The sequence below is a fragment of the Nocardioides sp. GXQ0305 genome (assembly GCF_050880345.1).
Taxonomy (GTDB): domain Bacteria; phylum Actinomycetota; class Actinomycetes; order Propionibacteriales; family Nocardioidaceae; genus Nocardioides.
The window spans coordinates 537,243-563,160 of the sequence record NZ_JBNYXG010000002.1 but is presented as its reverse complement, the minus strand read 5'-3'; the positions used below and the strand labels follow the sequence as shown (position 1 = coordinate 563,160).

The following is a 25,918-nucleotide window of genomic DNA, read 5'->3' as shown; positions in this document are numbered from 1 at the left end:
CAGGTGGGTGTCGCGCTCCCGCCTTCTCGTGACCTCGGCCGCCCTCGTCGGCGGCGTGGCCCTCGGCGCCTGGCTCGGCGGCCGGCACGTCCTGGCGCGCCAGGCCGCCGCCGTACGTGCGGTGATCGGCAAGCCGCTCGGCGAGCAGCCGCCGTACGCCGACCGGGTCTGGCGGAAGCGCTACGAGGGCGAGCCGGTGGAGCTGGTCCTGCTCGGGGACTCGATCGCTGCCGGCCTCGGGGCCGAGCGGCGCAAGGACACGCTCGGTGGTCGCCTGGCCCGCGGCCTGGCCAAGCAGACCCGCCGACCCGTCCGGCTGCGCACCGTGGCCGTGGTCGGCTCGGAGTCGAGTGCGCTGCCCGACCAGCTGGTGGCGCTGCCCCTGACCTACCGGCCCGACGTCGCCGTCGTGGTGGTCGGGGGCAACGACGTCACCCACCGGGTGCCCGTCGGCGAGTCCGTGCGGCACCTCGTCGAGACGGTCGAGGCGCTCCGTGCCCGGGGGGCCGAGGTCGTGGTCGGCACCTGTCCCGACCTCGGGGCCCTCCAGCACGTCCCGCAGCCGTTGCGCGGGCTCGGCTCGCGGGTCTCCCGCCAGCTGGCCGAGGCCCAGCGGGACGCGGCGACGGCCGCGGGCGCCCGCGCGGTCTCGCTCCGCCACGTGGCCGGCCCGTTCTTCGTCACGAATCCCGACGAGATGTTCAGCCTGGACCGGTTCCACCCGAGCGGCCTGGGCTACAAGCGCACGGCACAGGCGATGCTGCCCTCGGTCCTGCACGCGCTCGGTCAGCACGACGAGCTCCCGTTCGGGCACCACGCCCCGCTGCGCAGCCTGTTGCTCCTGGCGCTGCCGGCGGGCTGGGTCAGCGCACGTCGATGACCGTCGCGTGGCCCCGGTCGTCGATCCGGACGGTCGCGACCCCGCCTCGCTCCGCGAGGCGCCGCTCCAGCTCGGCAGCCCGGTCCTGGGGCACGAAGTACGACTCGATCCCGCAGTGGATCGCCCGGTCGGTGTCGTCGCACGCGAGGTAGGGCGCCTCCGCGGGACGGGTCCGGCGCCAGCCCGCGGCGACCCAGGTGCCGTCCCGCTCGACGAGGGGGACGTAGACCGCACCCCGCTGTCCGTCGTCCCTGCTGGGGGGCTGCGAACCGCCCGGGGCCTGCAGGCCGGGGTAGTCGAGGGTGACGTAGGCACCGCGGAACGGGTCGATCGGATCCAGCGGCCGTACCTCCATCCGGTAGTCCTCACCGGTGAGGCGACTCGAGAGCTGGGGCGCGACCGCGGCGCCGACGAACGCGAGCTGGGCGACCGCCACCAGTGCGACGACCACGACGCGGTTCACGACTGATCCTCGGACGACGCGATGACCGCGGCGAGCCGGCGTCTGGTGCGGTCGAAGAGCACGCCGGTCCCGAGGAACACCAGACCGAGGACCACGAACAGCCAGGCGCCCTCGATGATCCGGGCGAACACCGCGAAGCTCTGGAACGTCACGAACACGACCAGCGCGGTGGTGGCCGTCGCGGTGAGCGTTCGGCTGTCGCGCAGGGTCCCGAGGACGGCCACGGCGACCGCGACCACGACGTAGACGGCGACGCTGACCACAGCATGCAGCCAGTCGCCCGTGGTGAGCACGTCGACGTCGGCGCCGGTGTCCCAGGCGACCAGCAGCAGGGCCGCGGCAGCCAGCCCGAGTGCGGCGAGCGGCTCGAGCCGGTCCCGTCCCCTCGCGACGGCCGCGCCGGCGCCCACGGTGAGCACTGCGGCGGCGACCGCTCCGACCAGCCAGCGGTCCCAGGCGAAGCCGTCGGCCGTGACGAACGGGAGCGCGGCGGCGAACAGCCCCACGAGGACGAGGAGGGCGCCCGCCTCGCGCCACGCGTCCGCGAACTCTGTGGCGAACCGGGTGTGCAACGCGGAGAGCCCGGCGGCGACGGTGGCCGCGGCCAGCAGCGCCAGCACCACGCCGAGACCGCTCGGGGCATCCTCCACGACCACCCAGAGGAGCCAGGTCAGGCCGGTCACGAGGCCTACCAGCAGCGGACCGACCGAGCGCACGCCGTACGCCTGCACCAGCGCGCCGAGGGCCCACCAGCCGAGCAGGGCCGGTTGCCAGGCCGGCACCTGCAGGCTCTGTGCTGCCTGGAACACGACCGCACCGAGGACGACCGAGGCCAGCGTCCGCAGCGACATGACCAGCACGCGGGAGGCAGTCGTGCGCGCTGCCGAGCGGGCGGCCAGCACCTCGCTGCCCACGAGGAGGCCCAGCCAGGCGGCCGCGACGAGGAGGAACCGGCCGAGCGGACCGAGCTGGTCCAGGTTGGCGGCGACCAGCCAGATCACGCCCACGCCGACGAAGCCGGCGCCGAGCACCAGGAGCAGGCGGCCGACCGAGTGCCGCCGACTGGCGTCGTAGCGGCCGAGGAGTGACTCCGCCTGCCCGGGCGCGAGCAGTCCCTCGCGGGTCCAGGCCGCCACCTCGCCCCGCAGCCAGTCGAGCTGGCGCGGGCTGGCGGGGCGCGGCTGCGGGTGCTGGGTGGCAGACGGGACGGTGTCTGAGGTCATGCCGCCAGTGTCCGGGCGGACGGGGCCCCGCACATGGGTACGGACACCCAGCCCGGACCTCGACGATCTCGCGAGAGCTGTTTGCACTCGCCCACCCCGAGTGCTAAACATTGGATTGGCACTCGTACCATGAGAGTGACAACACACGACCTGGTGTGCGTTGAGGTCCGTACCGACCGGCGAGCAGGGTTCGTCGGCGCGGGCAGGCCGTTCCGTCGCGGGCAACCCACCGGGTGCCACCAGACTCCCAGAAGGAATCGCAGGAGTTATGCCGAAGCTGATTGCTTTCAACGAGGAGGCCCGCCGCGGGCTGGAGCGGGGCATGAACACCCTCGCCGACGCGGTCAAGGTCACGCTCGGGCCCAAGGGCCGCAACGTCGTGCTCGAGAAGAAGTGGGGCGCCCCGACGATCACCAACGACGGTGTGTCGATCGCCAAGGAGATCGAGCTCGAGGACGCCTACGAGAAGATCGGCGCCGAGCTGGTCAAGGAGGTCGCGAAGAAGACCGACGACGTCGCCGGTGACGGCACGACGACGGCGACCGTCCTGGCCCAGGCGATGGTCCGCGAGGGTCTGCGCAACGTCGCCGCGGGTGCCAACCCGATGAGCCTCAAGCGTGGCATCGAGACCGCGGTCGACAAGGTCGCCGAGCAGCTGCTCGGGATGGCCAAGGACGTCGAGACCAAGGAGCAGATCGCCGCGACCGCGTCGATCTCCGCCGCCGACACCACCGTCGGCGAGATCATCGCCGAGGCGATGGACAAGGTCGGCAAGGAAGGCGTCATCACCGTCGAGGAGTCGAACACCTTCGGGCTCGACCTCGAGCTCACCGAGGGCATGCGGTTCGACAAGGGCTACATCTCGGCCTACTTCGTCACCGACCCCGAGCGGATGGAGACCGTGCTCGAGGACCCCTACGTCCTCATCGCCAACTCCAAGGTCAGCTCGGTCAAGGACCTGCTGCCGCTGCTCGAGAAGGTCATGCAGTCCGGCAAGCCGCTGGTCATCATCGCCGAGGACGTCGACGGCGAGGCGCTGTCCACGCTGGTCGTCAACAAGATCCGTGGCACGTTCAAGTCCGTCGCCGTCAAGGCCCCGGGCTTCGGCGACCGCCGCAAGGCCATGCTGCAGGACATCGCGATCCTCACGGGCGGCCAGGTCATCTCCGAGGAGGTCGGCCTGAAGCTGGAGAACGCCGGACTCGAGCTGCTCGGCCAGGCCCGCAAGGTCGTCATCACCAAGGACGAGACCACCATCGTCGAGGGTGCGGGCGACACCGGCCAGATCGAGGGTCGGGTCAACCAGATCCGTGCCGAGATCGAGAAGAGCGACTCCGACTACGACCGCGAGAAGCTGCAGGAGCGGCTGGCCAAGCTGGCCGGCGGCGTCGCGGTGATCCAGGTCGGTGCGGCCACCGAGGTCGAGCTCAAGGAGCGCAAGCACCGGATCGAGGACGCCGTCCGCAACGCGAAGGCGGCCGTCGAGGAGGGCATCGTGGCCGGCGGTGGCGTGGCGCTGCTGCAGGCCGCCGAGTCCGCCTTCGAGAAGCTGGACCTGTCCGGCGACGAGGCCACCGGCGCCGCGATCGTGCGTGCCGCCACCGAGGCCCCGCTCAAGCAGATCGCGGTCAACGCCGGTCTCGAGGGTGGCGTCATCGTGGAGAAGGTCCGCGGGCTGCAGGCCGGCCACGGCCTCGACGCGGCCACCGGCGAGTACGTCGACATGGTCGAGGCCGGCATCCTCGACCCGGCCAAGGTGACCCGCTCGGCGCTCCAGAACGCCGCGTCGATCGCCGCGCTGTTCCTCACCACCGAGGCCGTCGTGGCCGACAAGCCGGAGAAGGCCGCGGCCGCGCCCGGCGGCGGTGACATGGGCGGCATGGGAGGCATGGACTTTTGATCGCTCAAGGCCTGCGCGCGTGAGCGCGCAGGCCTGTCGGGCGATCAGGTTGAGGAGCGTCGGCACAGGCACGCGCAAAGCGCGGGACTGTGCGAGGCGTCTCGAAACCTCAGCCGTGGTCCGAACTCACTCAACACGCACGCAGGGCCCCGGTTCCACCACGGAACCGGGGCCCTGTGCCGTCGTATGGGTGGTCCCGGCGGCCCGATCTGCGTGGTTCCCCCTACGTGGCCCGCCTCGACCACGCCCACGCTGGCACCTCCGAACACACGAGGAGGAAGTCATGACCCTGTTCATGGACGTGCACGAGAAGGTGGAGGGGCTCACCGCCGAGGCGGTCGGGGAGGCTCACCGGCGCGACGTGGAGGTCCAGGCCGCGTACGGCGTGGACTACCAGCAGTACTGGTTCGACGAGGGCAGCGGCAAGGTCTTCTGCCTGGTCGAGGCCCCGGACGCCGAGGCCGCCGCGCGCGTGCACCGCGAGGCGCACGGACTGGTCGCGGACCAGATCGTCCCGGTGCGCGCGGGCAGCTGAGGCCGCCGGGCTCGCACCCTGTCGCCGGTCCCGGCCGCGGACCATACTTGTCCGATATGGACCCCACGGCCGGGACCGGCGTCGGCCGCGCGCCCGGCCGCCCGGCGAGCCGGACGCTCGTCGGCCGCGACGACGTGCTGCGACGGCTCACCTCGCTCGTGGACGGCGTGGTCGAGTCGGGTCGCCTCACGCCCGCGCTGCTCGAGGGGCCGGCAGGGATCGGCAAGACCCGGGTCGTCTCCGAGCTCGCCGTCCGGGTCGAGGGGCGGGCCGACGTCCTGGTCGGTCACTGCGTCGACGCGGGCGACCAGACGCTGCCGTACGCGCCGCTGGTGGAGGTGCTCACCGAGCTGGTCCGGCGGGAGGGGGTGGCCACGGTGCGCGGGTGGGCCGGCCCGGCAGGCGTGGAGCTGGGGCGCCTGGTGCCGTCGCTCCACGAGGACGCGTCGACCGGCTCGGCGGGTGCCGGGCGGCTCTTCCAGGCCGTCTCGGGCGTGCTCGACGGACTCGCCGCGCGGGGGCCGGTCGTCCTGGTGCTCGAGGACGTGCACTGGATGGACGCCTCCACCCGGGAGCTCGTGGCGGCGCTCGGGCGGCAGCAGGCCGGAGCGATCCTGATGCTGCTGACCCTGCGCAGCGACGAGGCCCCGGTTCCGGCCGGGCTGGGCCGCTTCGTCGCCGAGCTGGTCCGGGCCGGGGACCAGCACCTCGGCCTCGACCCGCTCAGCCGTGACGAGCAGGCCGTACAGGTCAGCGACATCCTCGGCCTGCCGCCCACGCGCCGGCTGCTCGACGAGGTCTGGTCCCGGGCGGAGGGCAACCCGTTCTTCGCCGAGGAGCTGCTCGCGCTGGGCCCGACCGAGCAGCGCGAGCTCCCTGCGACGGTGCGCGGCCTGCTCCTCGCCCGGCTCGACTCGCTGAGCCCGGCGACCCGCCAGGTCCTGCGCACGGCGAGCCTGGTCGGCCGCGAGGTGCCCGACGCCCTCCTCGAAGCCGTGTCGGACGTGCACGCGCAGCGGCTCGAGTCCGCGCTGCGTGAGGCGGTCGAGGCGCACGTGCTGGAGCCGCGCGGCGACGTGCTGGCGTTCCGGCACGCCCTGCTCCAGGAGGCGGTGGCCGCGAGCCTGCTCCCGGGAGAGGCCGCCCGGACCCACCGCCGGCTCGCCGAGGCGCTCACCGAGACGCCGGCGCTGGCGGGTGCCGGGCCCGGCGGTACGGCGGGCAGGATCGCCCGGCACCGGGACGCCGCCGGCGACACCGAGCGTGCTCTCGTCGCTCGGGTCGACGCGGCGCGCGAGGCCTTCGACGGTCTGGCGTTCGCCGAGGCGCTGGTCCACTACGACCGCGCGCTCGTGTTGCTGGACCAGGTGCCCGACGGTGAGTCGTTGCTCGGCGTCCCACGGGCCCGGCTGCTCCGGTGGGCCGCCGAGGTGGCCCACCTCGCGGCCGACCCGGACCGGGCCACCGCCCTGGTGCGGGAGGCGATCGTGGCCACGGATCCCGCCGACCTGCACGCGTTGGGCTGGCTGCACGAGCGGCTCGGCCGCTACCTGTGGATGGCCGGCGACGGGCGGGGCGCGCTGGCGGCGTACGAACAGGCGGTCGCGCTGGTGCCTCCGGAGCCGCCGACCCGTGCCCGCGCCGCGGTGCTCGGAGGTCTGTCGCAGGTCCTGATGCTCGCGGCCAGGTGCGCGGAGTCCGAGCAGCTGGCCCGGGAGGCGATCGCGGTCGCCCGACAGGTCCCGGACGGCCGCCCGATCGAGGGCCACGCGCGCTGCAACCTCGGGGTGGACCTGGCCATGTCCGGTCGGTTCGACGAGGCGATCGCCGAGCTCCGGGAGGCGCGCCGGATCGCCGACGAGGAGTTCGCCGACGTCGACGAGAACGCCCGTGCGCTGGTCAACCTGCACAGTGCCCTCGTGGTCGCGGGGCGCCTGGAGGAGGCGGCCGACGTCGCCCGCGAGAGCGTGCGGGTGGGCGACGAGCTGGGCCTGCGTCGGCGCAAGGGGATCTGGTGTCGCTGCGACGCCGCGGAGGTGCTGGTGCACATGGGCCGCTTCGACGAGGCCGAGCCCTTCCTCGAGGAGTGCCGGGAGCTCGATCCCCACGGCATCGATGCCGTCCGCGCCGACCTGTGCGAGGGCCAGCTGCGGCTGGGCCGTGGAGCGGTCGGCGAGGCCCGTGAGCTGCTGGAGCGGGCGCGGTCGGAGGGCGACCGCATCCTGGACCCGCAGCTGGTGGCGCCGCTCCACGCGGCCCTGCTCGAGGTCGCGCACTGGAGCGGGGACCGGCAGGCTGCCGAGCCGCTGGTCGCGGAGGTGCTCCGGCGGCTCGACCCCACCCAGGTCGCCAGCTTCCAGGCGGCCGTCGCCTCCTCGGTGACGCGTGCCGCAGCGGCCGACGGGTCGACCCAGGACGTCGGGCCGTGGGTCGAGCAGGTGCGGGTCACGCTCGAGGGTCTCCCGGCCGTGCTCCCGCTGGCGGCCGCGGACCTCGCGACGGCCGATGCCGAGATGTCGGGGGACCCGGAGGCCTGGGCGCTGGCCGCTGCGGCCTGGGAGCGCTTCGGCGACCCCTACCACACGTCGTACGCACGACTCCGGTGGGCCGAGGCCCTGCTCGCCACCGGTGGCCCGCGCGAGAGCGCGGCGGACCAGCTGCGGCTCGCGGTCATGAGCGCCCACCGGATCGGCGCCCGACACCTGGCCGAGCACGGCGCCGGCCTCGGACGGCGGGCGCGGCTCTCGGTCGACATCGAGGAGCCGGCCGACAACCGCTACCGCCTCACGGCCCGGGAGCGGGAGGTGCTGGGCCTGGTCGCCCTGGGCCTCACCGACCGCGCGATCGGCGGGCGGCTCTTCATCAGCCATCGCACCGTGGAGCGACACGTGTCCAACCTCCTGGCCAAGCTCGACGCCGGACGCCGGTCCGAGCTCGTCGCGACGGCGCACCGCGAGGGTCTGGTCCCGACCCCCGCGTCCGCCGGGGGCGAGGGGTAGCAGCCGCGCGAGGCGGCGGCAGGCCGGACGTGCGATGAGTCCGGCACCCGCGCCCGGTCGGCACGGTGAGATCAACGGACCGGAAGGACGAGCATTGCGACGCTTCGTGGTCACCCAGAACATCAGCCTGGACGGGTCCATCGAGTTCCTGGGGAACTGGTTCGATCCCACCGACCAGGACGAGGAGGTGGCCGCGGCGACCCGCGAGCAGTCGGCCCGCGAGGAGCTGCTGCTGCTCGGGCGGCAGACCTTCGAGGACTTCCGCGGCTTCTGGCCGCACCAGACCGACGACACCACCGGCGTGACCGAGGTCCTGAACCGGACACCGAAGTACGTGGTGTCCAGCACCATGAACGATCCGGAGTGGCAGAACTCCACCGTGCTCGGCGCCGACTGGCCGGACCGGCTGCGCGAGCTGAGGACGCAGGGCGACGGCGACATGACCCTCACCGGGAGCATCCGGCTCTGCCACGCCGTGCTCGAGGCCGGCCTGGTCGACGAGATCCGGCTCTTCGTCCACCCCGTCAGCCAGGGCGGTGGGCGGCGACTCTTCCCGGACGGCTACGAGACGTCGTCCCTGCACTGCCTGGAGGCGCGGCGCTTCGGCAACGGCGTCGCGCTGCTGCGCTACGCCACCCGGTGAGCCTCAGGGGGCGCGCCCGATCCGGATCGGTCCGGAAGCGGCCGACGGGTCGACGACCTCTCCGCCCTGGGTGATGCGAACCTCGCCGCGCTCCACGAGGCGGCCGGCGGCCCTGCGTGCCGGCTCCATCAGGCCGCGCCAGTCGTCCCCGCCGACCGCGCGGGCGGCCTCCGAGGGGCAGATGGTCGCGCCCGGGGCCCGCTCGGCGAGCAGGTCGTCGATGGCTGCCTCGAGGGCCGCGCCGGTCTCGTCGGTCCGGTCGTGCATGTCCCCATTCTGCGCCGTCACGCCGGACCCCCTCGAGCCGACGCTTCCCGGGGACGCGGCTACCGGGCGCTGCATGGTCCCGACGCCGGAGATGCTGGGCCGCGCCGACGTCGCCCTCGACGGCCGGGTCGCGTCGGTGGCCGCCGGCCGGGTCGTGCTGCGTCCGACCAGTTCTTCGCCGGGGGGAGGAGGGCGGGTTCAGCGGCGCCTACGACGAGCATCTGACACAGGTGTACGCGGCGCCTACCCGGAATAATTGCGATTTCAACTTGTTTCGCGGGTGTCCCTGGATCCAACCCCCTCAGGAGCATCACAGTGAAGATCGGCATCGTCCTCGGCAGCACCCGGCCCGGCCGCCTCGGCACCGGCGTCGCGGAGTGGGTCGCCAAGCAGTCAGCGGCCCGTGAGCGCGCCGACTACGAGATCCTCGACGTCGCGGAGTACGACCTCGACCTCCTCGGTGAGCCGGTCGTCCCGGGCGCCGCGAACCGTCAGTACGAGAACGGCAGCACCCGCCGGTGGAGCGAGGCCGTCGACGGCTTCGACGGCTTCGTGTTCGTGACGCCGGAGTACAACCACAGCGTCCCCGCTGCGATGAAGAACGCCTTCGACGTGCTCGGCCCGGAGTGGCAGAAGAAGGCCGTCGCCTTCGTCGCCTACGGCGCCGACGGGGGCGTCCGCGCGGTCGAGCACTGGCGCTCGATCACCGCGAACATGTCCATGCCCGCCGCCCGCTGCCAGGTGTCGCTGTCGCTGTTCACCGACTTCGGCGAGCAGGGCTTCGTGCCGACCGACCGCCGCGAGGGCGAGCTCTCCGCGCTGCTCGACGAGGTCGAGCAGCTGGCCGGCCTGTCCCGCCAGCTCCGGGCGGCCTGACCGACGTCCGGCGGCGGGCGGTCTGCCACGCTGGGCGGGTGACCGTCCACGGGCTGCTGCTCGCCGCCGGCGCGGGGCGCCGGATGGGCGCCCCGAAGGCGCTGCTGCGCGACGACGACGGCACGTCGTGGTTGGCGCGCAGCATCACCACCCTGGTCGAGGGCGGCTGTGCGGCCGTCACCGTGGTGCTCGGCGCGGCCGCGCGCGAGGCGGACGGGCTGGTGCCCGCGGGTCCCGTCTCGGTCGTGGTGGCCGACGACTGGGCCGAGGGGATGGGCGCGTCGCTGCGCGCCGGCCTGACCGCCCTTCCCCCCGGACCGGAGGCGGCCGTCGTCTCGCTGGTCGACCTGCCCGACGTCGACGCCGCCGTCGTACGACGGGTGGTGGCGGCCGGCGCGGGGACCGGGACGCTCGCCCGCGCGACGTACGACGGGGTGCCGGGCCACCCGGTGCTGCTCGGCCGCGACCACTGGGGCGGCATCGTCGAGACGGTGGCCGGGGACGCCGGAGCCCGCGGCTACCTCGCCGGCCGGGAGGTCGTGCTGGTCGAGTGCGGCGACCTCGCCACCGGTCGCGACGTCGACCGGCGCGACTGACCCCTTGACACCCCCGCACCGGCTGTGACTACAGTCACGCCGTGGAAACGTTTGCGCAAACTCAGGGTGAACGCTCTGAAACCGTGTGCGCACCGGCGCGCGAGGTGACCCGATGACGGTCACCATCCGCGACATCGCCGCCGACGCCGGGGTCTCCGTCGCCACCGTCTCCCGGGCCCTGAGCGGCAACGGCCGCGTGGGCGAGGCCACCCGCGCGCGGATCACCGAGGCCGTGGCCCGGCTCGGCTACCAGCCCAACGACCTCGCCCGGAGCCTGCACGGCGGGGCCACCGGCACCATCGCCGTGCTGGTGCCCGACATCACCAACCCGTTCTTCCCCGAGCTGGTCGCCGGGATCCAGGCCGTCGCCAACGAGCGCGAGAACCTGCTGCTGCTGTGCCAGACCGGCGAGGACGCGTCCACCGCCGTCCGCGAGCTCCGGCACCTCCGGCGCAAGCGGGTCGACGGGGTCGTGCTGGTGGGTGGGCTCGCCCCCGACGACGCCCTCGGCGGCGCCCTCGCGGGGATGCCGCTGGTGACCGTCGACCGGGACACCGGTCTCCCCGCCCGGTGGTCGGTCCGCGCGGACCACCGTTCCGGAGGCCGGATCGCCACCGAGCACCTCGTGGAGCTCGGCCACGAGCGGATCGCCCACGTGGCCGGGCCCGCCCGCCTCTCCGTCGCGCAGGAGCGCCTCGCCGGCCACCAGGAGGCGCTGGCGGCGTCCGGGCTGGAGGTCGACGACGCCCTCGTCGTCCACGGAGACTTCGGCGAGGCCGGCGGGTACGACGCCCTGCGCACCCTGCTGCGGCGACGCCGGGAGTTCTCGGCGGTCTTCTGCAGCAACGACCTGGCGGCCGTCGGGGCGCTGCGCGCACTCGACGAGGCGGGCTTCCGCGTGCCCGACGACGTCAGCCTCGTCGGGTTCGACGACATCCACCTGGCCGGCTACCTGCGCCCCGCGCTGACCACCGTCCGGCAGCCGATCCACGAGCTCGGTCGGCGGGCGGCCACCCTGCTGCTCGAGCACGCGGTGCCGGGCGGCGCCGAGCGGCACGAGGTGCTCGAGGTCTCCTTGGTACGACGCGACAGCGCCCGCTCGGTCCGGGGACGGCGCTGATGGGACGCGTCGTGGTGCTCGGCAGCCTCAACGTCGACCTGGTGACCCGGGTCCGCCGGCTCCCGCGCGCGGGCGAGACGGTCGCCGGTGACGACCTGCAGCGCCACCCCGGCGGCAAGGGCGCCAACCAGGCGGTGGCCGCGGCCCGGGCCGGCGCAGAGACCTGCCTGGTCGGGGCCTGCGGGACCGACGAGGGCGGCGAGCTCGTGGTCTCCGCGCTGGTCGCCGACGGCGTCGACGTCAGCGGCGTACGCCGACTCGCCGACGTACCCACCGGGACCGCGACGATCCTCGTCGAGGACGGCGGCGAGAACGTGATCGCGATCGGCCCCGGCGCCAACGCGCGGTGGGAGTCCGGCGACGTCGCCGCGGGCCTCCGGGGGACGACCACCGGCGACGTGCTCCTCGTCCAGCTCGAGGTCCCGCTGCCGGTCACCCGCGAGGCCGCACGCACGGCCCGTCGGGCAGGTGCCCGGGTGGTGCTCAACGCGGCCCCGCTCGACGGCCCGGTGCCCGGCCTGCTCGGCGACATCGACCTGCTCGTGGTCAACGAGCACGAGGCGCGCGCCGTCGCCAGGGGGTCGGACGGCACGGTCGAGGAGCTGGCGGCCGGCCTGGCCGAACGCGAGCGGCTCGACGTCGTGGTCACCCTCGGCGCCGAGGGCGCCCTGCTCTGCCGGCCCGGCCGGACACCGGTCCGCTGCCCCGCACCGCCCGTCGAGGCGCTCGACACCGTCGGCGCCGGCGACACCTTCACCGGCTACCTCGCGGCCGCGCTCGCGGCGGGCGAGGACCACCACCCCGCCGTACGGCGCGCCGTCACCGCGGCGTCGATCGCCGTCACCCGGGTCGGCGCCCAGACCGCCATCCCCCGGACCACCGACCTGACCGACCCCACCCCACCGGAGGACGACCATGAGACTAGCGCTCGGCAATGACCACGCAGGCCTCGGCCTGAAACCGCACGTGCTCCGGCTGCTCGCCGACCTCGGGCACGAGGTGGTCGACGTGGGGACCGACACCGAGGAGCCCGTGGACTTCCCGGACGTCACCCGGGACGTCTGCCGGCCGGTGCTGGCGGGCGAGGCCGACCGCGGCATCCTGCTCTGCGGCACGGGCGTAGGGGCGTCCATCGCCGCCAACAAGGTGCCCGGCATCCGGGCGGCGCTCTGCCACGACTCCTACTGCGCCCACCAGGGCGTCGAGCACGACGACGTCAACGTGCTGTGCCTGGGCGCCTGGATCGTGGGGCCGCTCATCGCCGAGGACGTCATCCGCTCCTTCCTGGGAGCCACCTTCAGCACCGACCCCGACTTCCGGCGGCGGGTCGAGAAGCTGCACGCCATGGAACGCGCCGCCGCAGGACAAGGAGACGAGGCATGAGCACCACCCCCCGCAGCGCCCCGGTCGACCCGGGCCGGCTGACCTTCCCCGAGCCGCCGGAGCGACTGCGGCACCGGCTGACCCTGGTGGGCGCGTTCAGCGTGCTGGGGCCGGGCGCGATCATCGCCTCGGCCAACATCGGCAGCGGCGAGATGATCTTCGCCTCGCGGGGCGGCTCGATCTTCGGCTACACCCTGCTGTGGGCGTTCATCGTCGCCGCGGTCACCAAGGCGGCGCTGGCGTACTCGATGAACCGCTACACCGTCGTCGCCGGCGAGCACCTGATGACCCGCTGGGCCACCCTCTTCCCCGGTCCGCGCGGGTGGTTCCCGATCGTCTTCGGGGCGACGTCCATCGCGGTCGTCCCGTCGTGGGTGAGCGGGCTCGGCCTCGGCATCGGCGACCTGATCAGCGAGAACACGATCGGCTCCGGCGCCGCGTGGGCGACGTTCCTGATCGTGCTGTCCGCGATCCTCTCGTGGGTCGGCGGCTACGACCGGCTCGAGAAGGCCCAGACGGTCATCGTCGGCTTCATGCTGCTCGCGGTCGCGATCAGCGTCGTGGTGCTGGAGCCGAACTGGCTCGGTGTGCTGGGCGGCCTGGTCCCGAGCCTGCCCGAGTACCCCGGCTGGGTCGCCCAGGACTACCCGTCGATCGCGGAGCGGCCGACCTGGCTGGAGCTGGGCGCCTACCTCGGCGCGATAGGTGGCGGCACCTACGACTACATCGCCTACAGCGGCATGCTGCGAGAGAAGCGCTGGGGGATGCTGGCCCACCGCGAGGTCCAGGCCCTCTCCGAGCGGTACGTCGACGCCGGCCGTCGCGGCGTCCGGCTGCCGCTCCCCGCGGACGCCGGCGAGCAGGACAAGGCGCGGGCCTGGTCCCGGGTCCCGCTCGGCGACACCCTGATCTCGTTCGCGGCCATCGTGGTCTTCGCCTCGATGTTCATGACCAACGGCGCGTCGCTGCTGTCGGAGGCACGGCTGATCCCCGACGACGACCAGACCCTCACCCACCAGGCGGGTTTCCTCACCGCGGTCCACCCCGCGTTCGAGTACCTCTACTTCGTCGCGGTGTTCTTCGCCTTCTTCGGCTCGCTCTACGCCTTCTGGGAGATGTACAGCTACACGGCGTACGAGAGCCTCGGCGCGGTCTCCGAGAAGGTCCGGCTCGCCGGGCAGCGCGCCGTCCGCCCGTACATGTACGGCTACATGCTGGTCGCGGCGCTCGCGCTGGTCTGGACGGTCGGTGAGCTCGTCGTCATCGTCACCCCGGCCTCGGTGCTGGGCGGCCTCCTGATGAGTGGCGTGTTCTGCCTGGCCATCGTCTGGACCGAGCACAAGGTGCTGCCGCCCGGTTACCGGCTGCGGCCGGCCGCGCGCTGGTGGGTGCTGCTGTCCGGTCTCTTCCTCGTGTCACTCGGCGCGCTGTCGACCTGGCAGCTGTTCGCGGGGTGACGGGGATGCGCTACGGAAGCATGGTCACCGGCGGGTGCCTCGCGCTGTTGTCGCTGCTTCGCCTCGACCGGGGTGACGTCGGCGCCGCACTGCTGCTCGCCGCGGTGGCGGCGGCCGCGCTCCTGTGGGGCGTGCTGGGCAGCGGGGCGCGCGGACGCGCCGAGGCCGCCCGTCCCGCCGACCCTGCGGTCGAGGTGGCCCGGGCCCGCACCTGGCGCCGGATCGCGATGCTCGGCCTGGCGCTGTCGGTGGTGGGGGCCTTCACCTTCCCGCCGATGGGCCTGGTGGTCGGGGCGCTCACGCTGTACGCCGCCAGCCAGATGCGGCGGTCGAGCCGGATGCTCGCCGCCCGACCGGCCGCGTGATGGCCGGGCGCGTCCCGGCCGTCGGCCTGGTCGGCCTGGGCAGCCTCGGGCGACCCATGGCCGAGCGGCTGCTGGCGTGCGGGGTCGCGCTGCGGGTCTGGGACGTCGACGAGTCACGGGTCGCCGGGCTGGCCGGCCTCGGCGCCGAGCCGGCCGCCGCGCCCTCGGGCCTCTCCGGCTGCACCACGCTGATGGTGGTCGTGCCCGACGACGGGGCTGCCACCGAGCTCCTGACCGGGGAGGGCGGGCTGCTCGGTGTCCTTCCCCGGGACGCGGTGGTGGTGCTGCACAGCACCCTGCTCCCCGCGACCGTGACCGATCTGGTCCGCGAGGGCGACCGGCACGGGGTCGCGGTCGTCGACGCCCCGGTCAGCGGCGGGCCGGAGCGCGCCGCGGCCGGTGAGCTCACGATCATGGTCGGCGGGTCCGACGCCGCGGTCGACCGGGTCCGTCCGGTCCTCCGCCACCTCGCCTCGGACCTCCACCACGTCGGTGGCCCCGGCGCCGGTGCCGCGGTCAAGCTGGCCAACCAGGTCATGCTGTTCGCCGCACTCGCCGGGGTGCACGAGGGGCTCGAGGTGGCGGCGGCGTACGGCGTCGAGGAGCACGACGTCCTCGCTGCGGTGTCGACGAGCCTCGGAGAGTCGTGGGTGACCCGCAACTGGGGCTTCTTCGACGAGATGGTCCGCACCTACGACGACATCGGCACGCCGCTCGAGCAGCGGTCGTGGCGCAAGGACCTGCGCGACGTGGTGGTCACCGCCGAGGACCTCGGCCTCGACCTGCCGGTCTCGCGGCTCCTGGCCGACACGCTCGCGGCCCGCGTCGAGGGGCGTCTGGCGACGCGTGGGGACGACCAGCCCGCAGGATCCAACCAAGCTCCAACACCGCGGTCGTAGCCTTGAGGCATGGCCTCCGGGAACTCCACCAGCGCCGCCGGGCTCGCCGAGCGCCTCGGCGCGACCGGCTACCTCGCCGACGACGAGCTGGCCACCGTGCTGTTCCTCGCGCTGCGCATGGAGCGGCCGCTGCTGCTCGAGGGTGAGCCCGGCACCGGCAAGACCGCGTTGGCCGAGGCGGTCGCCGAGGCACTCGACCTGCCGCTCGTGCGGCTGCAGTGCTACGAGGGCATCGACGCGACCCAGGCCCTCTACGACTGGGACTTCCCGCGGCAGATCCTCCACCTGCGCACGCTCGAGGCCGTGCACGGTGACGGTGGGGCCGTCGGGGGGAGCGTCGAGGAGACCGAGAAGTCGCTGTTCCAGGAGCGCTTCCTCCTGGCGCGACCCGTGCTGCAGGCGCTGCAGCAGGCGCCGGCCGTGCTGCTGGTCGACGAGGTCGACCGGGCCGACGACGAGTTCGAGGCGTTCCTGCTCGAGGTGCTGTCGACGTACCAGGTCAGCATCCCCGAGCTGGGCACCGTCGCCGCCGCGACCCCACCGCTCGTGGTGCTCACCTCCAACCGCACCCGCGAGCTGCACGACGCGCTGAAGCGGCGCTGCCTCTACCACTGGATCGACCACCCCGGCCTCGACCGCGAGGTGGCGATCGTCCGCTCGCGCGCGCCCGAGGTCAGCGAGGCGCTGGCCCGGCAGGTCGTCGGCGTCGTCCAGCAGCTGCGCGCCCGCGACGACCTGCTCAAGCCGCCGGGCGTGGCCGAGACCCTCGACTGGGCCCGGGCCCTGAACCACCTCGGCACCACGGACCTCGACCTCGAGGCGGCCGCGACCACGCTCGGCGCGCTGGTGAAGTACCGCGAGGACGCCGACCGGGTGAAGCAGGCGCTGGACCGGATGCTGGCGCGATGAGTGGTTTCGAGACGGTCGCAGAGCGACCTCCTCAACCACCGGTGAGGAGTGGCGACGAGATCCTGCTGGCCTTCACGCGTGCGCTGCGGGCCGCCGGGGTGCCGGTCACCTCCGACCGGGCGCAGGGCTTCCTCGCGGCGACGGCGCTGGTAGGTGCCGACGACCAGAGCTCGGTACGCCGCGCCGGCCGGGCGACGCTCTGTGCCGGCCCGGACGACCTCGAGCGCTTCGACCAGGTGTTCTGGGCGTTCTTCGACCACCGCGACGGGCTGCCGCGGCCCCGACCCGCGACGCCGTCGACCCCGGTCACGTCGTTCCCGGAGTCGGAGCCCGAGGACGACGGCGGTCCCGGTGGCCCCGACGAGGTGGTGCGCGCCGCGGCCAGCGCCACCGAGGTGCTGCGGCACCGCGACGTCGCCGCGCTCACGGCGGCCGAGAAGCAGCGGCTGGCGGCGCTGTTCGACGGTCTGGTCTGCCGGCCGCCGCTGCGGCGTACCGCCCGGCACCGGCGCTGGCACCGCGGTGACCTCGACGCGCAGCGCACGCTCCGGGCGAGCCTGCGCCGGATGGGGGAGCCCGCAGACATCGCGTGGCGGCGCCGAGCGACGCGACCGCGCCGGGTGGTGCTGCTGGTGGACGTGTCCGGCTCGATGAGCGGGTACGCCGACGCGCTGCTGCGGCTGGCGCACCGCTGGACCCGGACCGGTGGCTCGTCGGTCGAGACGTTCACGCTCGGCACCCGGCTCACCCACGTGACCCGCGCGATGCGGCTGCGCGACCCCGACCGGGCCATCGTCGCCGCCGGAGAGACGGTGCCCGACTGGTCCGGCGGAACCCGCCTGGGCGAGACGCTGCAGATGTTCCTCACCCGCTGGGGTCAGCGGGGGCTGGCGCGCGGCGCCGTCGTGGTGGTGTTCAGCGACGGATGGGAGCGCGGCGGCACCGAGCTGCTCGCCGAGCAGATGGAGCGGCTGCAGCGCGTCGCCCACCGGGTGGTCTGGGTCAACCCCCACCGCGGCAAGTCGGGCTACGAGCCGGTGCAGGCCGGCGTACGGGCCGCCTTGCCGCACTGTGACGACTTCGTGGCCGGGCACTCGCTCGCCACCTTCGCCGAGCTGACGGAGCTGGTGTCCCGTGCGTGACGTGCTGTCGGAGCTGATGGAGTGGTGGGAGGCCGGCGAGACCGTCGGCGTCGGTACGGTCGTCGCGACGTTCGAGTCGGCCCCGCGGCCGGCCGGCGCGTCGATGCTGGTCGGGCCCGACGAGAGCGCGGTGGGCTCGGTCTCGGGCGGCTGCGTCGAGGGCGCGGTCTACGAGCTCGCGCAGTCGGTCGTCGCGTCCGGCGAGCCGGTCCTCCAGCGCTACGGCGTCTCCGACGACGACGCCTTCGCCGTCGGGCTCACCTGCGGCGGCATCCTCGACGTGTACGTCGAGAAGGTGAGCCGGGAGACCTTCCCCGAGCTCGGCGAGATCGCCGCCGACGTCGCGGCCGGCCGTCCCGTCGCCCTCGCCACCGTCATCGAGCACCCCGACCCCACCCGCCTCGGCCGCCGCCTGGTGGTCCGCCCGGACGATGCGGTACTCCAGCGACAAGTGGCCCCTGACGCGGCCGATCCAGGGGCCACTTCTCACTGGACTACCGCTTCGCTGGGCTCCGAGCGGGCAGACGACGCGGTCCGGGACGACGTGCTCGGGCTGCTGGCGGCGGGGCACAACGCGACGCTGACCTACGGTCCCGACGGCGAGCGGCGGGGCGAGGGGATGCGGGTGTTCGTGTGGGCGTTCGCCCCCAAGCCACGGATGCTGGTCTTCGGTGCCATCGACTTCGCGGCCGCGGTGGCCCGGGTGGGGAGCTTCCTCGGCTACCACGTCACCGTCTGCGACGCCCGCCCCGTGTTCGCCACCCACAGCCGGTTCCCGGACGCCGACGAGGTGGTCGTCGACTGGCCGCACCGCTACCTCGAGGCCGAGGTCGCGGCCGGACGCATCGACCGACGTACGGTGCTGGCGGTGCTCACCCACGACCCCAAGTTCGACGTCCCGCTGCTGGAGGTCGCGCTCCGGCTCCCCGAGGAGCAGCGGCCGGCGTACGTCGGCGCGATGGGTAGCCGCCGGACCCACGAGGACCGCCTGGAGCGGCTGCGTGAGGCCGGCCTCGGCGAGAAGGAGATCGCACTGCTCTCCAGCCCGATCGGCCTCGACCTCGGCGCCCGTACACCGGAGGAGACCGCGATCAGCATCGCCGCCGAGATCGTCGCGATGCAGTGGGGCGGTTCCGGGGACCGGCTCGGCTCCCGCGAGGGGCGGATCCACCACTAGCCGGACGCCGGGCCAGGTGCCGACCACCCGGACACGGGTCAGTAGGCGACGCCGACGTGCTCGCGGTGGTGGCGCGGCCGGTCGATCTCGTCGAGCACGGCCAACGCGAAGTCGGCGCCGGAGATGCTGGACTCGCCCGCGGGGTCGAACAGCGCCACCTCTCCACCGAGCCGGTAGCTCCCGGTGCGTTCACCGGCCGCCCACGCCCCGTAGCTGCCCGCCGGGCTCACGAAGAGCCAGTCCAGGCCCTCGGGTGCCTCCTCGACCAGCATCGCGCGCGTCGCCTCGCCCTCGAGCGCCTCGTCGCGGAACTGCTCGGGCAGCTCACCCTCCACGAATCGGGGAGCACCTTCGGCAGGGCGCAGCGAGCTGAAACCGCCCACCTGGACGTAGCGGGCGCCCGCGTCGCGGGACAGGGCCGCGAGAGTGCGGTAGAGCCCGACCAGTCGCCCCGACATGTCTCCGCGGGGGGAGACCGCAGCGACCACGACGTCGGCCTCCGGCACGACCCGCGGAACGACGTCCTCGGCCGCGCCGGTCTCGTAGCGGACACCGGGCACCTCCTCGCTCGGTAACGACCGGCTGACGGCGATCACCTGGTGACCGCGTGAGGCAGCCTCCCTGACGATGTGGCCACCGGTGTAACCAGTGCCTCCGACGACGACGATGGTGGTCATGGGCGCTCCTCGTGATGGCTTCTGCTCACCTCGGCAACGCCGAAGGGGGGCGGTGTCATCCCCGGACGCGACGACGCCGCCGGGTCGGTGACCCGGCGGCGCCGTTCGTCGATCAGCTGAGGTGGGCCTCAGAGCATCCCGATCTCCTCGAGGTACTGCGTGGCGACCTGCTCGACCGGCTGGCCCTCGACGTCGACCAGACCGTTGAGCTCGGCCATCTTCTCCTCGTCGAGCTCGGCGAAGATGGTGTCGGCGATCTCGTCGTAGACCTCGGCGTGCTCCTCGTAGACCGCGTTCTGCCAGGTGAACGAGAGGTTGTAGAGGATCATGACGCCCGGGTCCTCGACCAGCTCGAGGTTGAGCGCCTGGATCCGGCCGTCGGTGGTGAACACCTCGCCGAAGTCGCAGTTGCCGTCACTGGTCTCGGTGTAGATCAGACCGGTGTCGAGGATCTGGATCTGCGACTGCGGGATCTCGTAGCCAGTGGCCTCCTCCCACAGCACCAGGCCGTCGGGGCGGTCCGGGAACTCGGTCTCCATGCAGACGGTGGTGTCGGGGTTGGCCTCGAGGTAGTCGGCCATCGACTGGAAGTCGAAGCCGCCCTCCTGCTCGGCCAGGTCACCGTTGGCGGCGAAGCCGTAGGTGTCGTTGAACGGCGACCGGCCGACCCACTTGATGTCGTTCTCCTCGAGGTCCTTCTCCGCGGTGACCGTGAACAGCTCCTCGGGGTCCTGGCTCGGGTTCTCCTGCTTGAGGTGGACCGTCCAACCGGTGCCGTTGTACTCGGGGTACACGTCGATCTCGTCGTTGAGCAGCGCGTCCCGGGCGACCGAGGTGCCGCCGAGGTTCGTCTGGCTGGTGACGTCGGCACCCTCGTTCTGGAGGGCCTGGACGAGCATCTCGCCGACGAGGATGTTCTCGGTGAAGTCCTTGGAGCCCACGGTGAGGGACACCCCCTCGAGACGGTCGCCGCCGCCACCGGACCCCCCGTCGTCGCCCCCGCACGCGGCCAAGGTCATCCCCAGGACGACGGCGAGCGGAGCGGCGAGCAATTTCCTACGGTTGCGCATCGGTACACCCTTCAGTCAACGTGCAGGACCCCCACGGCCGGCGAATACGTCGACGACCCACGACGCTCCCGGGGACTCCCGAGGTCGGGACCGACGATCGACGACGCACCCACTGGCGCCGTGGGCGCTCTTACCTTAGGGAATCGCTCCGCTCACGCCGAGCCCCGACGAGGGGGGAGAAGGCAACGATTTCGTCTCGATCACGCCCGTTCATGCCCGGATCTGCCCGAAATCACCCCGGGGGTGAAGAAATCGTCACAGGCCCCGCGGCTTGAGGTAGCGCTCGGCCAGGGCGCCGAACCAGTCGAAGGTGAGGGCCACCAGGGCCACCAGCCAGGCGCCGACGATCAGGATCGGGTCCTGGTTGAGCTTCAGTCCGGTCTGGATGGTGATGCCGAGTCCGCCGCCACCGATCAGGAACGCCAGCGTGGCCATGCCGATGTTGAGGATCATCGCCGTCCGCACGCCCGCGATGATGATCGGGACGGCCAGCGGGAGCTCGATCCGGGTCAGCGCCTGCAGCCGGGTCATGCCCATGCCGCGTCCGGCTTCGATCACGCTGCGATCGACCCCGTCGAGCCCGACCATGGTGTTGCGCAGCACCGGCAGCAGTGCGTACAGCGACAGGGCCACGATCGCGGTGAGCGCGCCCTGGCCCATGATGCCGAGGAAGATGACCAGCAGCCCGTACGCCGGCAGCGCCTGGCCGGAGTTGGCGATGGTGAGGATGGCGGGGCTGATCCGCCGCAGCGCGGGCCGGGTGAGCCCGATGCCCAGCGGCACCGCGACCAGGATCACGATCAGGGTGGACCAGAAGGCGATGTAGATGATCCGGACCGTCTGGGGCCACAGCTTGGTGTCCCAGGCCAGCGCCGACTTCACGGTGCTGTTGGCCTCGTCCATGACGTTGCCGTAGTAGAGGTACAGGAGCAGCCCGAGCACCGCGATGACCACCGGCGCCAGCCAGAGCCCGGCCGCCTTGATGGCGCGCGCCCGTCGCGTGGCGGCCGGAGCCGCAGCGTCCTCCCCGACCTGGGCAGGGGCTTCGGCGACGTCGTCCGCGGTGCCGACGAAACCGCTCATGCGTGCGCCTCCAGCTCCTCGTAGTGCAACCGCGCCTCGTGCTGGGCCCGCCGGATCGCCTTCGAGAGGTCGACCATCGTGACGACCCCCTGGAAGGTGCCGTGGTCGTCGACCACGCAGGTCTCGCCGGAGGCGCTCTGGACCATCAGCTCCAGGGCGTGGAACAGGGTGTCGTCGGACCTCAGCAGGTCGCCGACCGGCTCACCGCGGTCGCCGCTCGCCGCACCGTCGAGGTGGTCGGCGTGCACCCAGCGCACCGGCTTGCGCTCGGCGTCGAGCTGGACCAGCCACTCGTGCCCCTGCTGCCGCAGGAGGGACCGGGCCGCGTCGGCGGAGTCGTCGGGTCCCATCGTCGGGTAGTCGGTCAGCGTGAGCGAGCTGACCTTGAGGAAGTTCAGGCCCTTGATCGTCGACCCGGTGCCGATGAAGTCGTCGACGAAGTCGTCGACGGGGTAGGCGAGGATCCGCTCCGGGGTGTCGATCTGGCGGATCCTGCTCCGCTCACCCAGGATCGCGATCTTGTCCCCCATCTTGATCGCCTCGTCGATGTCGTGGGTGACGAACACGATCGTCTTGTGGAGCTCTCCCTGCAGCCGTAGGAACTCGTTCTGCAGCCGGTCGCGGGTGATCGGGTCGATCGCCCCGAACGGCTCGTCCATCAGCATGATGTCGGGGTCGGCCCCCAGCGCCCGGGCGACGCCCACGCGCTGGGCCTGGCCGCCGGAGAGCTCCTTGGGGTAGCGGTCGCGGTACTGCTCGGGATCGAGTCCGACCATGCCGAGCAGCTCCTCGCTGCGCGCCCGCGCCTTGTCCTTGTCCCATCCGAGCATCTTCGGGACCGTCGCGATGTTCTGGGAGATGGTCTGGTGGGGGAAGAGGCCGATCTGCTGGATGACATAGCCGATCCGACGCCGCAGCTTGTCGGGGTTGGCCTTGGTGACGTCCTCGCCGTCGAGCAGGATCCGGCCGCTGCTGGGCTCGATCATCCGGTTGATCAGGCGCAGCGTCGTGCTCTTGCCGCAGCCGGACGGGCCGACCAGCACCAGGATCTCGCCCTCGTGGATGTCCAGGCTGAGCTCCTCCACCGCCGGTACCTTGGTGCCGGGATAGGTCTTGGCCACCTTGTCGAGGTGGATCTTCGCCTCGGCGCTCATCGATGTTCCTCTCGGTCGGTTGCGGCGGTGTGTGCGGGGAGTCAGACCCGCAGGCCCCGCGAGGTGGTGAAGCGTTGGGCGGTCGCGAACGCGATGTCGAGCACCAGGCCGAGCAGCACGGTGAACACGACCCCGGTCCAGACGGAGTTCTCGGAGTTGGGGAGGCCGAAGCGGGTCAGCCCGCCCTGGATGAAGGTCCCGAGACCGTCGCCGCCGACCAGGATGGCGATGGCGGCGATGCCGACGGTCATCAGGCTGGAGATGCGGACGCCGGCCATGATGACCGGCCACGCGAGCGGCATCCGTACCTTGAGGAGCTGCTGGCTGGTGTTCATCCCCATGCCCTTGGCGGACTCGACGATCGCCGGACTGACCGAGTCCAGGCCGGTGACCGTGTTCCGCAGGATGGGCATCAGGGCGTACAGGTACAGGGCCAGCATCGCCGGCGGGTTCCCGATCCCGACGAGGGGGATGAACAGGGCGAACAGGGCCAGCGACGGGATGGTCAGCACGACGCCCGACAGTGCGAGCACCACGGCGCGTGCGACCGGGCGGCGCTGGATGTAGACGCCGAGCAGCACCGAGGTGACCGTCGCCAGGGCGACCACGATCAGCACGATCCGTGCGTGGGCGAGGATCTCGTCGAAGATGAACTCCCAGTTGTCCCGCACGTAGGTGAACCAGTTGGCGCTCTCCACAGAGGCTCCCCTCCACGTCGTCCAGTGGGGACACCATACGCACGGTGTCATCCCTCGTGCCGTGACCGCCCGGCCGGAGGGGTCGCCGGATTGCCTCGCAGGGCTATCGTGACACCAGTCACACGCCGTCGTCGGGGGGACCATGAAGGCCGACCAGCAGCTGCGCGACCGCAGGGCCGACGCCGTGCGCGCCTGGACCCGGTTCGTGGAGCACGGCGACGCGGCCGAGCCCGAGATCCGCCCGGAGATCCTGCGGAGCTGGGAGCTCTCGGGCGCCGCGATCTCCCCCGACGTGAGTGCGGCGCCGCTCGACGACGAGGCCGAGACGGCGGCGTACTTCTCGGGGTCCCCGCTCCAGCTGGCCGTGGAGCGGGTCGAGTCCGAGCTGCGGCGGACGGCCGAGGACGGCGACCTGGTGCTCGCGGTCACCGACGCGCAGACCCGGATCCTGTGGACCTACGGCGGCCGGGTGATGCGCCGCAAGGCCGAGACCGTCAACTTCGTGCCCGCCGGCCGGTGGGACGAGGCCAGCGTGGGCACGAACGCGCTGGCGATCGCGATGCGGACCGGCGACCCGTCGATGGTCTTCAGCGCCGAGCACTTCGCGCCCATCGTGCACAACTGGGTGTGCTGGGCGGCGCCGGTGCACGACCCCGTCAGTGGCGAGCAGCTGGGGGTCATCGACCTCTCGACGACCTGGGACCGCACCCACCCGATCGGCCTGGCGACCGCGCGGGTGCTGGCCCGGCTGATCGAGACGGCGATGCCGCGCTCGCGCCGGTTCGGCGCGGTGACGCGCGGGTTCGCGCCGACCGACCCGGGCCTGACGCTGTCGCTGCTGGGGACCGCCGAGGCCTGGCTCGACGGGCAGCGGCTGCTGCTGAACCGTCGCCAGACCGAGATCCTGGCGCTGCTCGGACTGCACCCCGAGGGGCTGTCGCTCGAGCGGCTGCACGCGATGGTCTACGGCGAGGAGGCGGTGACGCTGTCGACCCTGAAGTCGGAGGTGTCCCACCTGCGCTCGGCCCTCGGCGGCCAGCTCTCCTCGCGTCCCTACCGGCTGATGATGCCGGTGCGCACCGACGTCGAGGACGTCCTGGCGTTGCTGGGCCAGGGCAACATGAAGGCCGCCGTCGCGGCGTACGGCGGCGACCTGCTGCCGGGCAGCAACGCGCCGGCGCTCGTCGAGCTGGCCGACTACGTCGCGGTCAGCATGCGCGAGGCGCTGATCGCCGACCCCGACCCCACGGCGGTGCTGCGCTACATCGAGCTCGCGCCCCACGACACCGAGGTCGTGGAGCGCAGCCTGGCCGCGCTCGGCACCCGCGACCACCCCGCCAAGGCCCTGCTCAAGGGTCGGCTCGCCGCGTCCCGCCGCTGAGCGGGCCTCAGGAGCCGAGCCACCACCCCACCCCCGCGGCCGCCACACCCACCACGACGCTCCCCGCCACGTTGCCCAGCGCGGGGACCAGTCGGCCCTCCTCGAGCAGCCGGACGGTCTCGAAGGAGAACGTCGAGAAGGTCGTCAGCGCACCGCAGAAGCCGACGCCGGCCAGCGTCACCAGCCAGTCGGGAGCCGCCGCAGCGAGGAGCCCGAGCACGAGCGACCCGGTCGCGTTCACCACGAACGTGCCCCACGGGAAGTCCCCCGGCAGCCGGGCGGTGAGCCAGCGGTCGGCGAGGTAGCGCACGGGTGCGCCGACGGCGCCGCCGAGCAGCACCAGCAGCAGGCTCATCGGTCCGGCCCCACGGCCAGCCGCCGGGTGGCCAGGATCCCCGCCCAGGTCGCCAGCAACCCGACGACGAGGCTGCCCAGGACGTACGCCGACGCCGTGGGGAGGGCGCCCGCGGCCAGCAGCTCGCGCGCCTCGACGGCGTACGTCGAGAAGGTGGTCCAGCCGCCCAGCAGGCCGACCCCGAGGAACGGACGCAGCAGCGGTCGCCCCGTCACGACGTCGGTCACCACCACCATCAGCACCCCGATCAGCAGGGCCCCGGTGACGTTGACGAGGAAGGTCGGCCAGGGGAAGCCGCCCACGACCGGCACCAGGCGCTCCACCAGCTCGCGACCGCCCGACCCCAGCGCTCCTCCGGCCGCGATCGCCGAGAGCACGTGGGCCGTGCCGGGGGGTGCCGCAGCATCCGGGTCGAGCGGCAGCTCGTGGGGCTCCATCGCGGCAGAACCTACCTTTCCGGTGGTCCGCCGCCCGAAGCGCCACGAAGGTGCCCGGCGAGGCGTCTCCCGCGGCGGACCACCGCCGAGGCGCCAGTGCTCGGCCGCTCGGCCGCTGGGTCGCTCGGGTTGCTGGGTCTCGGCTCGCCGTCGCGACCTCGTTCCTCGGTCGCGGGCTCGCTCGACCGGGACAGCCTCAGCCGTGCGCTCGTTCCTCGCGCACGATTGG

27 protein-coding genes are annotated in these 25,918 nt (G+C 73.0%); 17 read left to right on the top strand and 10 right to left on the bottom strand.

Annotation, left to right across the window (positions count from 1 at the left end; translation table 11 throughout):
- Positions 1-28 precede the first annotated feature (28 nt).
- Positions 29-880: an SGNH/GDSL hydrolase family protein gene (locus tag ACQ1X7_RS07640; protein WP_432477571.1), complete on the top strand. Its 852-nt coding sequence runs from the start codon at positions 29-31 to the stop codon at positions 878-880.
- Here ACQ1X7_RS07640 and ACQ1X7_RS07635 read toward each other — a convergent pair.
- Together ACQ1X7_RS07635 and ACQ1X7_RS07630 are read right to left on the bottom strand one after the other, a co-directional pair.
- Positions 864-1,343 carry a GDYXXLXY domain-containing protein gene (locus ACQ1X7_RS07635; RefSeq protein WP_432477570.1) on the bottom strand — a complete coding sequence of 160 codons (480 nt, stop codon included), beginning with the start codon at positions 1,341-1,343 and terminating at the stop codon, positions 864-866. The two genes, ACQ1X7_RS07640 and ACQ1X7_RS07635, sit on opposite strands and share 17 nt — an antisense overlap.
- On the bottom strand, positions 1,340-2,566 hold the full coding sequence (locus ACQ1X7_RS07630) for a DUF2157 domain-containing protein (protein ID WP_432477569.1): 1,227 nt from the start codon (positions 2,564-2,566) through the stop codon (positions 1,340-1,342). The genes ACQ1X7_RS07635 and ACQ1X7_RS07630 overlap by 4 nt, the downstream gene beginning before the upstream one ends.
- Positions 2,567-2,834: 268 nt before the next feature.
- On the opposite strand from ACQ1X7_RS07630, the gene groL reads away from it, so the two are divergent.
- From groL to ACQ1X7_RS07610, 4 genes are all read left to right on the top strand, one after another.
- Positions 2,835-4,466, top strand: a complete 1,632-nt coding sequence (groL, locus tag ACQ1X7_RS07625; protein WP_432477568.1) for a chaperonin GroEL — start codon at positions 2,835-2,837, stop codon at positions 4,464-4,466.
- A 283-nt stretch (positions 4,467-4,749) separates the two neighbouring features.
- A complete protein-coding gene (locus tag ACQ1X7_RS07620; RefSeq protein ID WP_432477567.1) occupies positions 4,750-5,001 on the top strand; it encodes a DUF4242 domain-containing protein in 252 nt (83 codons plus the stop codon).
- 56 nt (positions 5,002-5,057) lie between these two features.
- Complete coding sequence (locus ACQ1X7_RS07615) at positions 5,058-8,000, top strand: ATP-binding protein (protein ID WP_432477566.1); 2,943 nt, start codon at positions 5,058-5,060, stop codon at positions 7,998-8,000.
- Positions 8,001-8,106: 106 nt separating this feature from the next.
- Positions 8,107-8,643, top strand: coding sequence for a dihydrofolate reductase family protein (locus tag ACQ1X7_RS07610; RefSeq protein ID WP_432477565.1), 537 nt, complete (start codon positions 8,107-8,109; stop codon positions 8,641-8,643).
- 3 nt (positions 8,644-8,646) lie between these two features.
- Here ACQ1X7_RS07610 and ACQ1X7_RS07605 read toward each other — a convergent pair whose 3' ends face one another.
- On the bottom strand, positions 8,647-8,910 hold the full coding sequence (locus ACQ1X7_RS07605) for a DUF3253 domain-containing protein (RefSeq protein WP_432477564.1): 264 nt from the start codon (positions 8,908-8,910) through the stop codon (positions 8,647-8,649).
- A 315-nt stretch (positions 8,911-9,225) separates the two neighbouring features.
- Here ACQ1X7_RS07605 and ACQ1X7_RS07600 point away from each other — a divergent pair, with 315 nt between their 5' ends.
- The 11 genes from ACQ1X7_RS07600 to ACQ1X7_RS07550 all read left to right on the top strand — a co-directional run bounded on the left by ACQ1X7_RS07600 (position 9,226) and on the right by ACQ1X7_RS07550 (position 18,834).
- The gene (locus ACQ1X7_RS07600; RefSeq protein ID WP_432477563.1) at positions 9,226-9,786 is read left to right on the top strand and encodes an NADPH-dependent FMN reductase; all 561 of its coding nucleotides are present in this window, start codon (positions 9,226-9,228) and stop codon (positions 9,784-9,786) included.
- Positions 9,787-9,824: 38 nt separating this feature from the next.
- Positions 9,825-10,382 carry a nucleotidyltransferase family protein gene (locus ACQ1X7_RS07595; RefSeq protein ID WP_432477562.1) on the top strand — a complete coding sequence of 186 codons (558 nt, stop codon included), beginning with the start codon at positions 9,825-9,827 and terminating at the stop codon, positions 10,380-10,382.
- A 112-nt stretch (positions 10,383-10,494) separates the two neighbouring features.
- Complete coding sequence (locus ACQ1X7_RS07590) at positions 10,495-11,502, top strand: LacI family DNA-binding transcriptional regulator (protein ID WP_432477561.1); 1,008 nt, start codon at positions 10,495-10,497, stop codon at positions 11,500-11,502.
- Positions 11,502-12,440 carry a ribokinase gene (locus ACQ1X7_RS07585; RefSeq protein WP_432477560.1) on the top strand — a complete coding sequence of 313 codons (939 nt, stop codon included), beginning with the start codon at positions 11,502-11,504 and terminating at the stop codon, positions 12,438-12,440. The genes ACQ1X7_RS07590 and ACQ1X7_RS07585 overlap by 1 nt, the downstream gene beginning before the upstream one ends.
- A complete protein-coding gene (gene rpiB, locus ACQ1X7_RS07580; RefSeq protein WP_432477559.1) occupies positions 12,418-12,885 on the top strand; it encodes a ribose 5-phosphate isomerase B in 468 nt (155 codons plus the stop codon). Before ACQ1X7_RS07585 ends, rpiB begins: the two co-directional genes overlap by 23 nt.
- Entirely contained in the window at positions 12,882-14,342 is a 1,461-nt protein-coding gene (locus tag ACQ1X7_RS07575) for an Nramp family divalent metal transporter (protein WP_432477558.1), read from the top strand. Before rpiB ends, ACQ1X7_RS07575 begins: the two co-directional genes overlap by 4 nt.
- 5 nt (positions 14,343-14,347) lie before the next feature.
- Positions 14,348-14,707 (top strand): hypothetical protein, encoded by a 360-nt coding sequence (locus ACQ1X7_RS07570; RefSeq protein WP_432477557.1) that lies wholly within the window; start codon positions 14,348-14,350, stop codon positions 14,705-14,707.
- Positions 14,707-15,606 carry an NAD(P)-dependent oxidoreductase gene (locus ACQ1X7_RS07565; RefSeq protein ID WP_432477556.1) on the top strand — a complete coding sequence of 300 codons (900 nt, stop codon included), beginning with the start codon at positions 14,707-14,709 and terminating at the stop codon, positions 15,604-15,606. The genes ACQ1X7_RS07570 and ACQ1X7_RS07565 overlap by 1 nt, the downstream gene beginning before the upstream one ends.
- Positions 15,607-15,615: 9 nt before the next feature.
- On the top strand, positions 15,616-16,515 hold the full coding sequence (locus tag ACQ1X7_RS07560) for an AAA family ATPase (protein WP_432477555.1): 900 nt from the start codon (positions 15,616-15,618) through the stop codon (positions 16,513-16,515).
- Complete coding sequence (locus tag ACQ1X7_RS07555) at positions 16,512-17,657, top strand: vWA domain-containing protein (RefSeq protein ID WP_432477554.1); 1,146 nt, start codon at positions 16,512-16,514, stop codon at positions 17,655-17,657. The genes ACQ1X7_RS07560 and ACQ1X7_RS07555 overlap by 4 nt, the downstream gene beginning before the upstream one ends.
- On the top strand, positions 17,650-18,834 hold the full coding sequence (locus ACQ1X7_RS07550; RefSeq protein ID WP_432477553.1) for an XdhC family protein: 1,185 nt from the start codon (positions 17,650-17,652) through the stop codon (positions 18,832-18,834). Before ACQ1X7_RS07555 ends, ACQ1X7_RS07550 begins: the two co-directional genes overlap by 8 nt.
- A 38-nt stretch (positions 18,835-18,872) precedes the next feature.
- Here the strand turns inward: ACQ1X7_RS07550 and ACQ1X7_RS07545 are convergent, their stop codons facing one another.
- The 5 genes from ACQ1X7_RS07545 to ACQ1X7_RS07525 all read right to left on the bottom strand — a co-directional run bounded on the left by ACQ1X7_RS07545 (position 18,873) and on the right by ACQ1X7_RS07525 (position 23,516).
- Positions 18,873-19,511 (bottom strand): NAD(P)-dependent oxidoreductase, encoded by a 639-nt coding sequence (locus ACQ1X7_RS07545; RefSeq protein WP_432477552.1) that lies wholly within the window; start codon positions 19,509-19,511, stop codon positions 18,873-18,875.
- A gap of 128 nt (positions 19,512-19,639) precedes the next feature.
- A complete protein-coding gene (locus ACQ1X7_RS07540; RefSeq protein WP_432477551.1) occupies positions 19,640-20,581 on the bottom strand; it encodes a glycine betaine ABC transporter substrate-binding protein in 942 nt (313 codons plus the stop codon).
- 255 nt (positions 20,582-20,836) lie between these two features.
- Positions 20,837-21,664 carry an ABC transporter permease gene (locus ACQ1X7_RS07535; protein ID WP_432477550.1) on the bottom strand — a complete coding sequence of 276 codons (828 nt, stop codon included), beginning with the start codon at positions 21,662-21,664 and terminating at the stop codon, positions 20,837-20,839.
- The gene (locus ACQ1X7_RS07530; protein ID WP_432477549.1) at positions 21,661-22,818 is read right to left on the bottom strand and encodes a betaine/proline/choline family ABC transporter ATP-binding protein; all 1,158 of its coding nucleotides are present in this window, start codon (positions 22,816-22,818) and stop codon (positions 21,661-21,663) included. The genes ACQ1X7_RS07535 and ACQ1X7_RS07530 overlap by 4 nt, the downstream gene beginning before the upstream one ends.
- A gap of 41 nt (positions 22,819-22,859) precedes the next feature.
- Positions 22,860-23,516 carry an ABC transporter permease gene (locus ACQ1X7_RS07525; protein ID WP_432477548.1) on the bottom strand — a complete coding sequence of 219 codons (657 nt, stop codon included), beginning with the start codon at positions 23,514-23,516 and terminating at the stop codon, positions 22,860-22,862.
- 142 nt (positions 23,517-23,658) lie between these two features.
- Here ACQ1X7_RS07525 and ACQ1X7_RS07520 point away from each other — a divergent pair, with 142 nt between their 5' ends.
- Entirely contained in the window at positions 23,659-24,897 is a 1,239-nt protein-coding gene (locus ACQ1X7_RS07520) for a transcriptional regulator (RefSeq protein ID WP_432477547.1), read from the top strand.
- A 7-nt stretch (positions 24,898-24,904) separates the two neighbouring features.
- Here the strand turns inward: ACQ1X7_RS07520 and crcB are convergent, their stop codons facing one another.
- A complete protein-coding gene (gene crcB / locus ACQ1X7_RS07515; RefSeq protein WP_432477546.1) occupies positions 24,905-25,252 on the bottom strand; it encodes a fluoride efflux transporter CrcB in 348 nt (115 codons plus the stop codon).
- Positions 25,249-25,689, bottom strand: a complete 441-nt coding sequence (locus tag ACQ1X7_RS07510) for a fluoride efflux transporter FluC (RefSeq protein WP_432477545.1) — start codon at positions 25,687-25,689, stop codon at positions 25,249-25,251. The genes crcB and ACQ1X7_RS07510 overlap by 4 nt, the downstream gene beginning before the upstream one ends.
- Between the last annotated feature and the right edge of the window lie 229 nt (positions 25,690-25,918).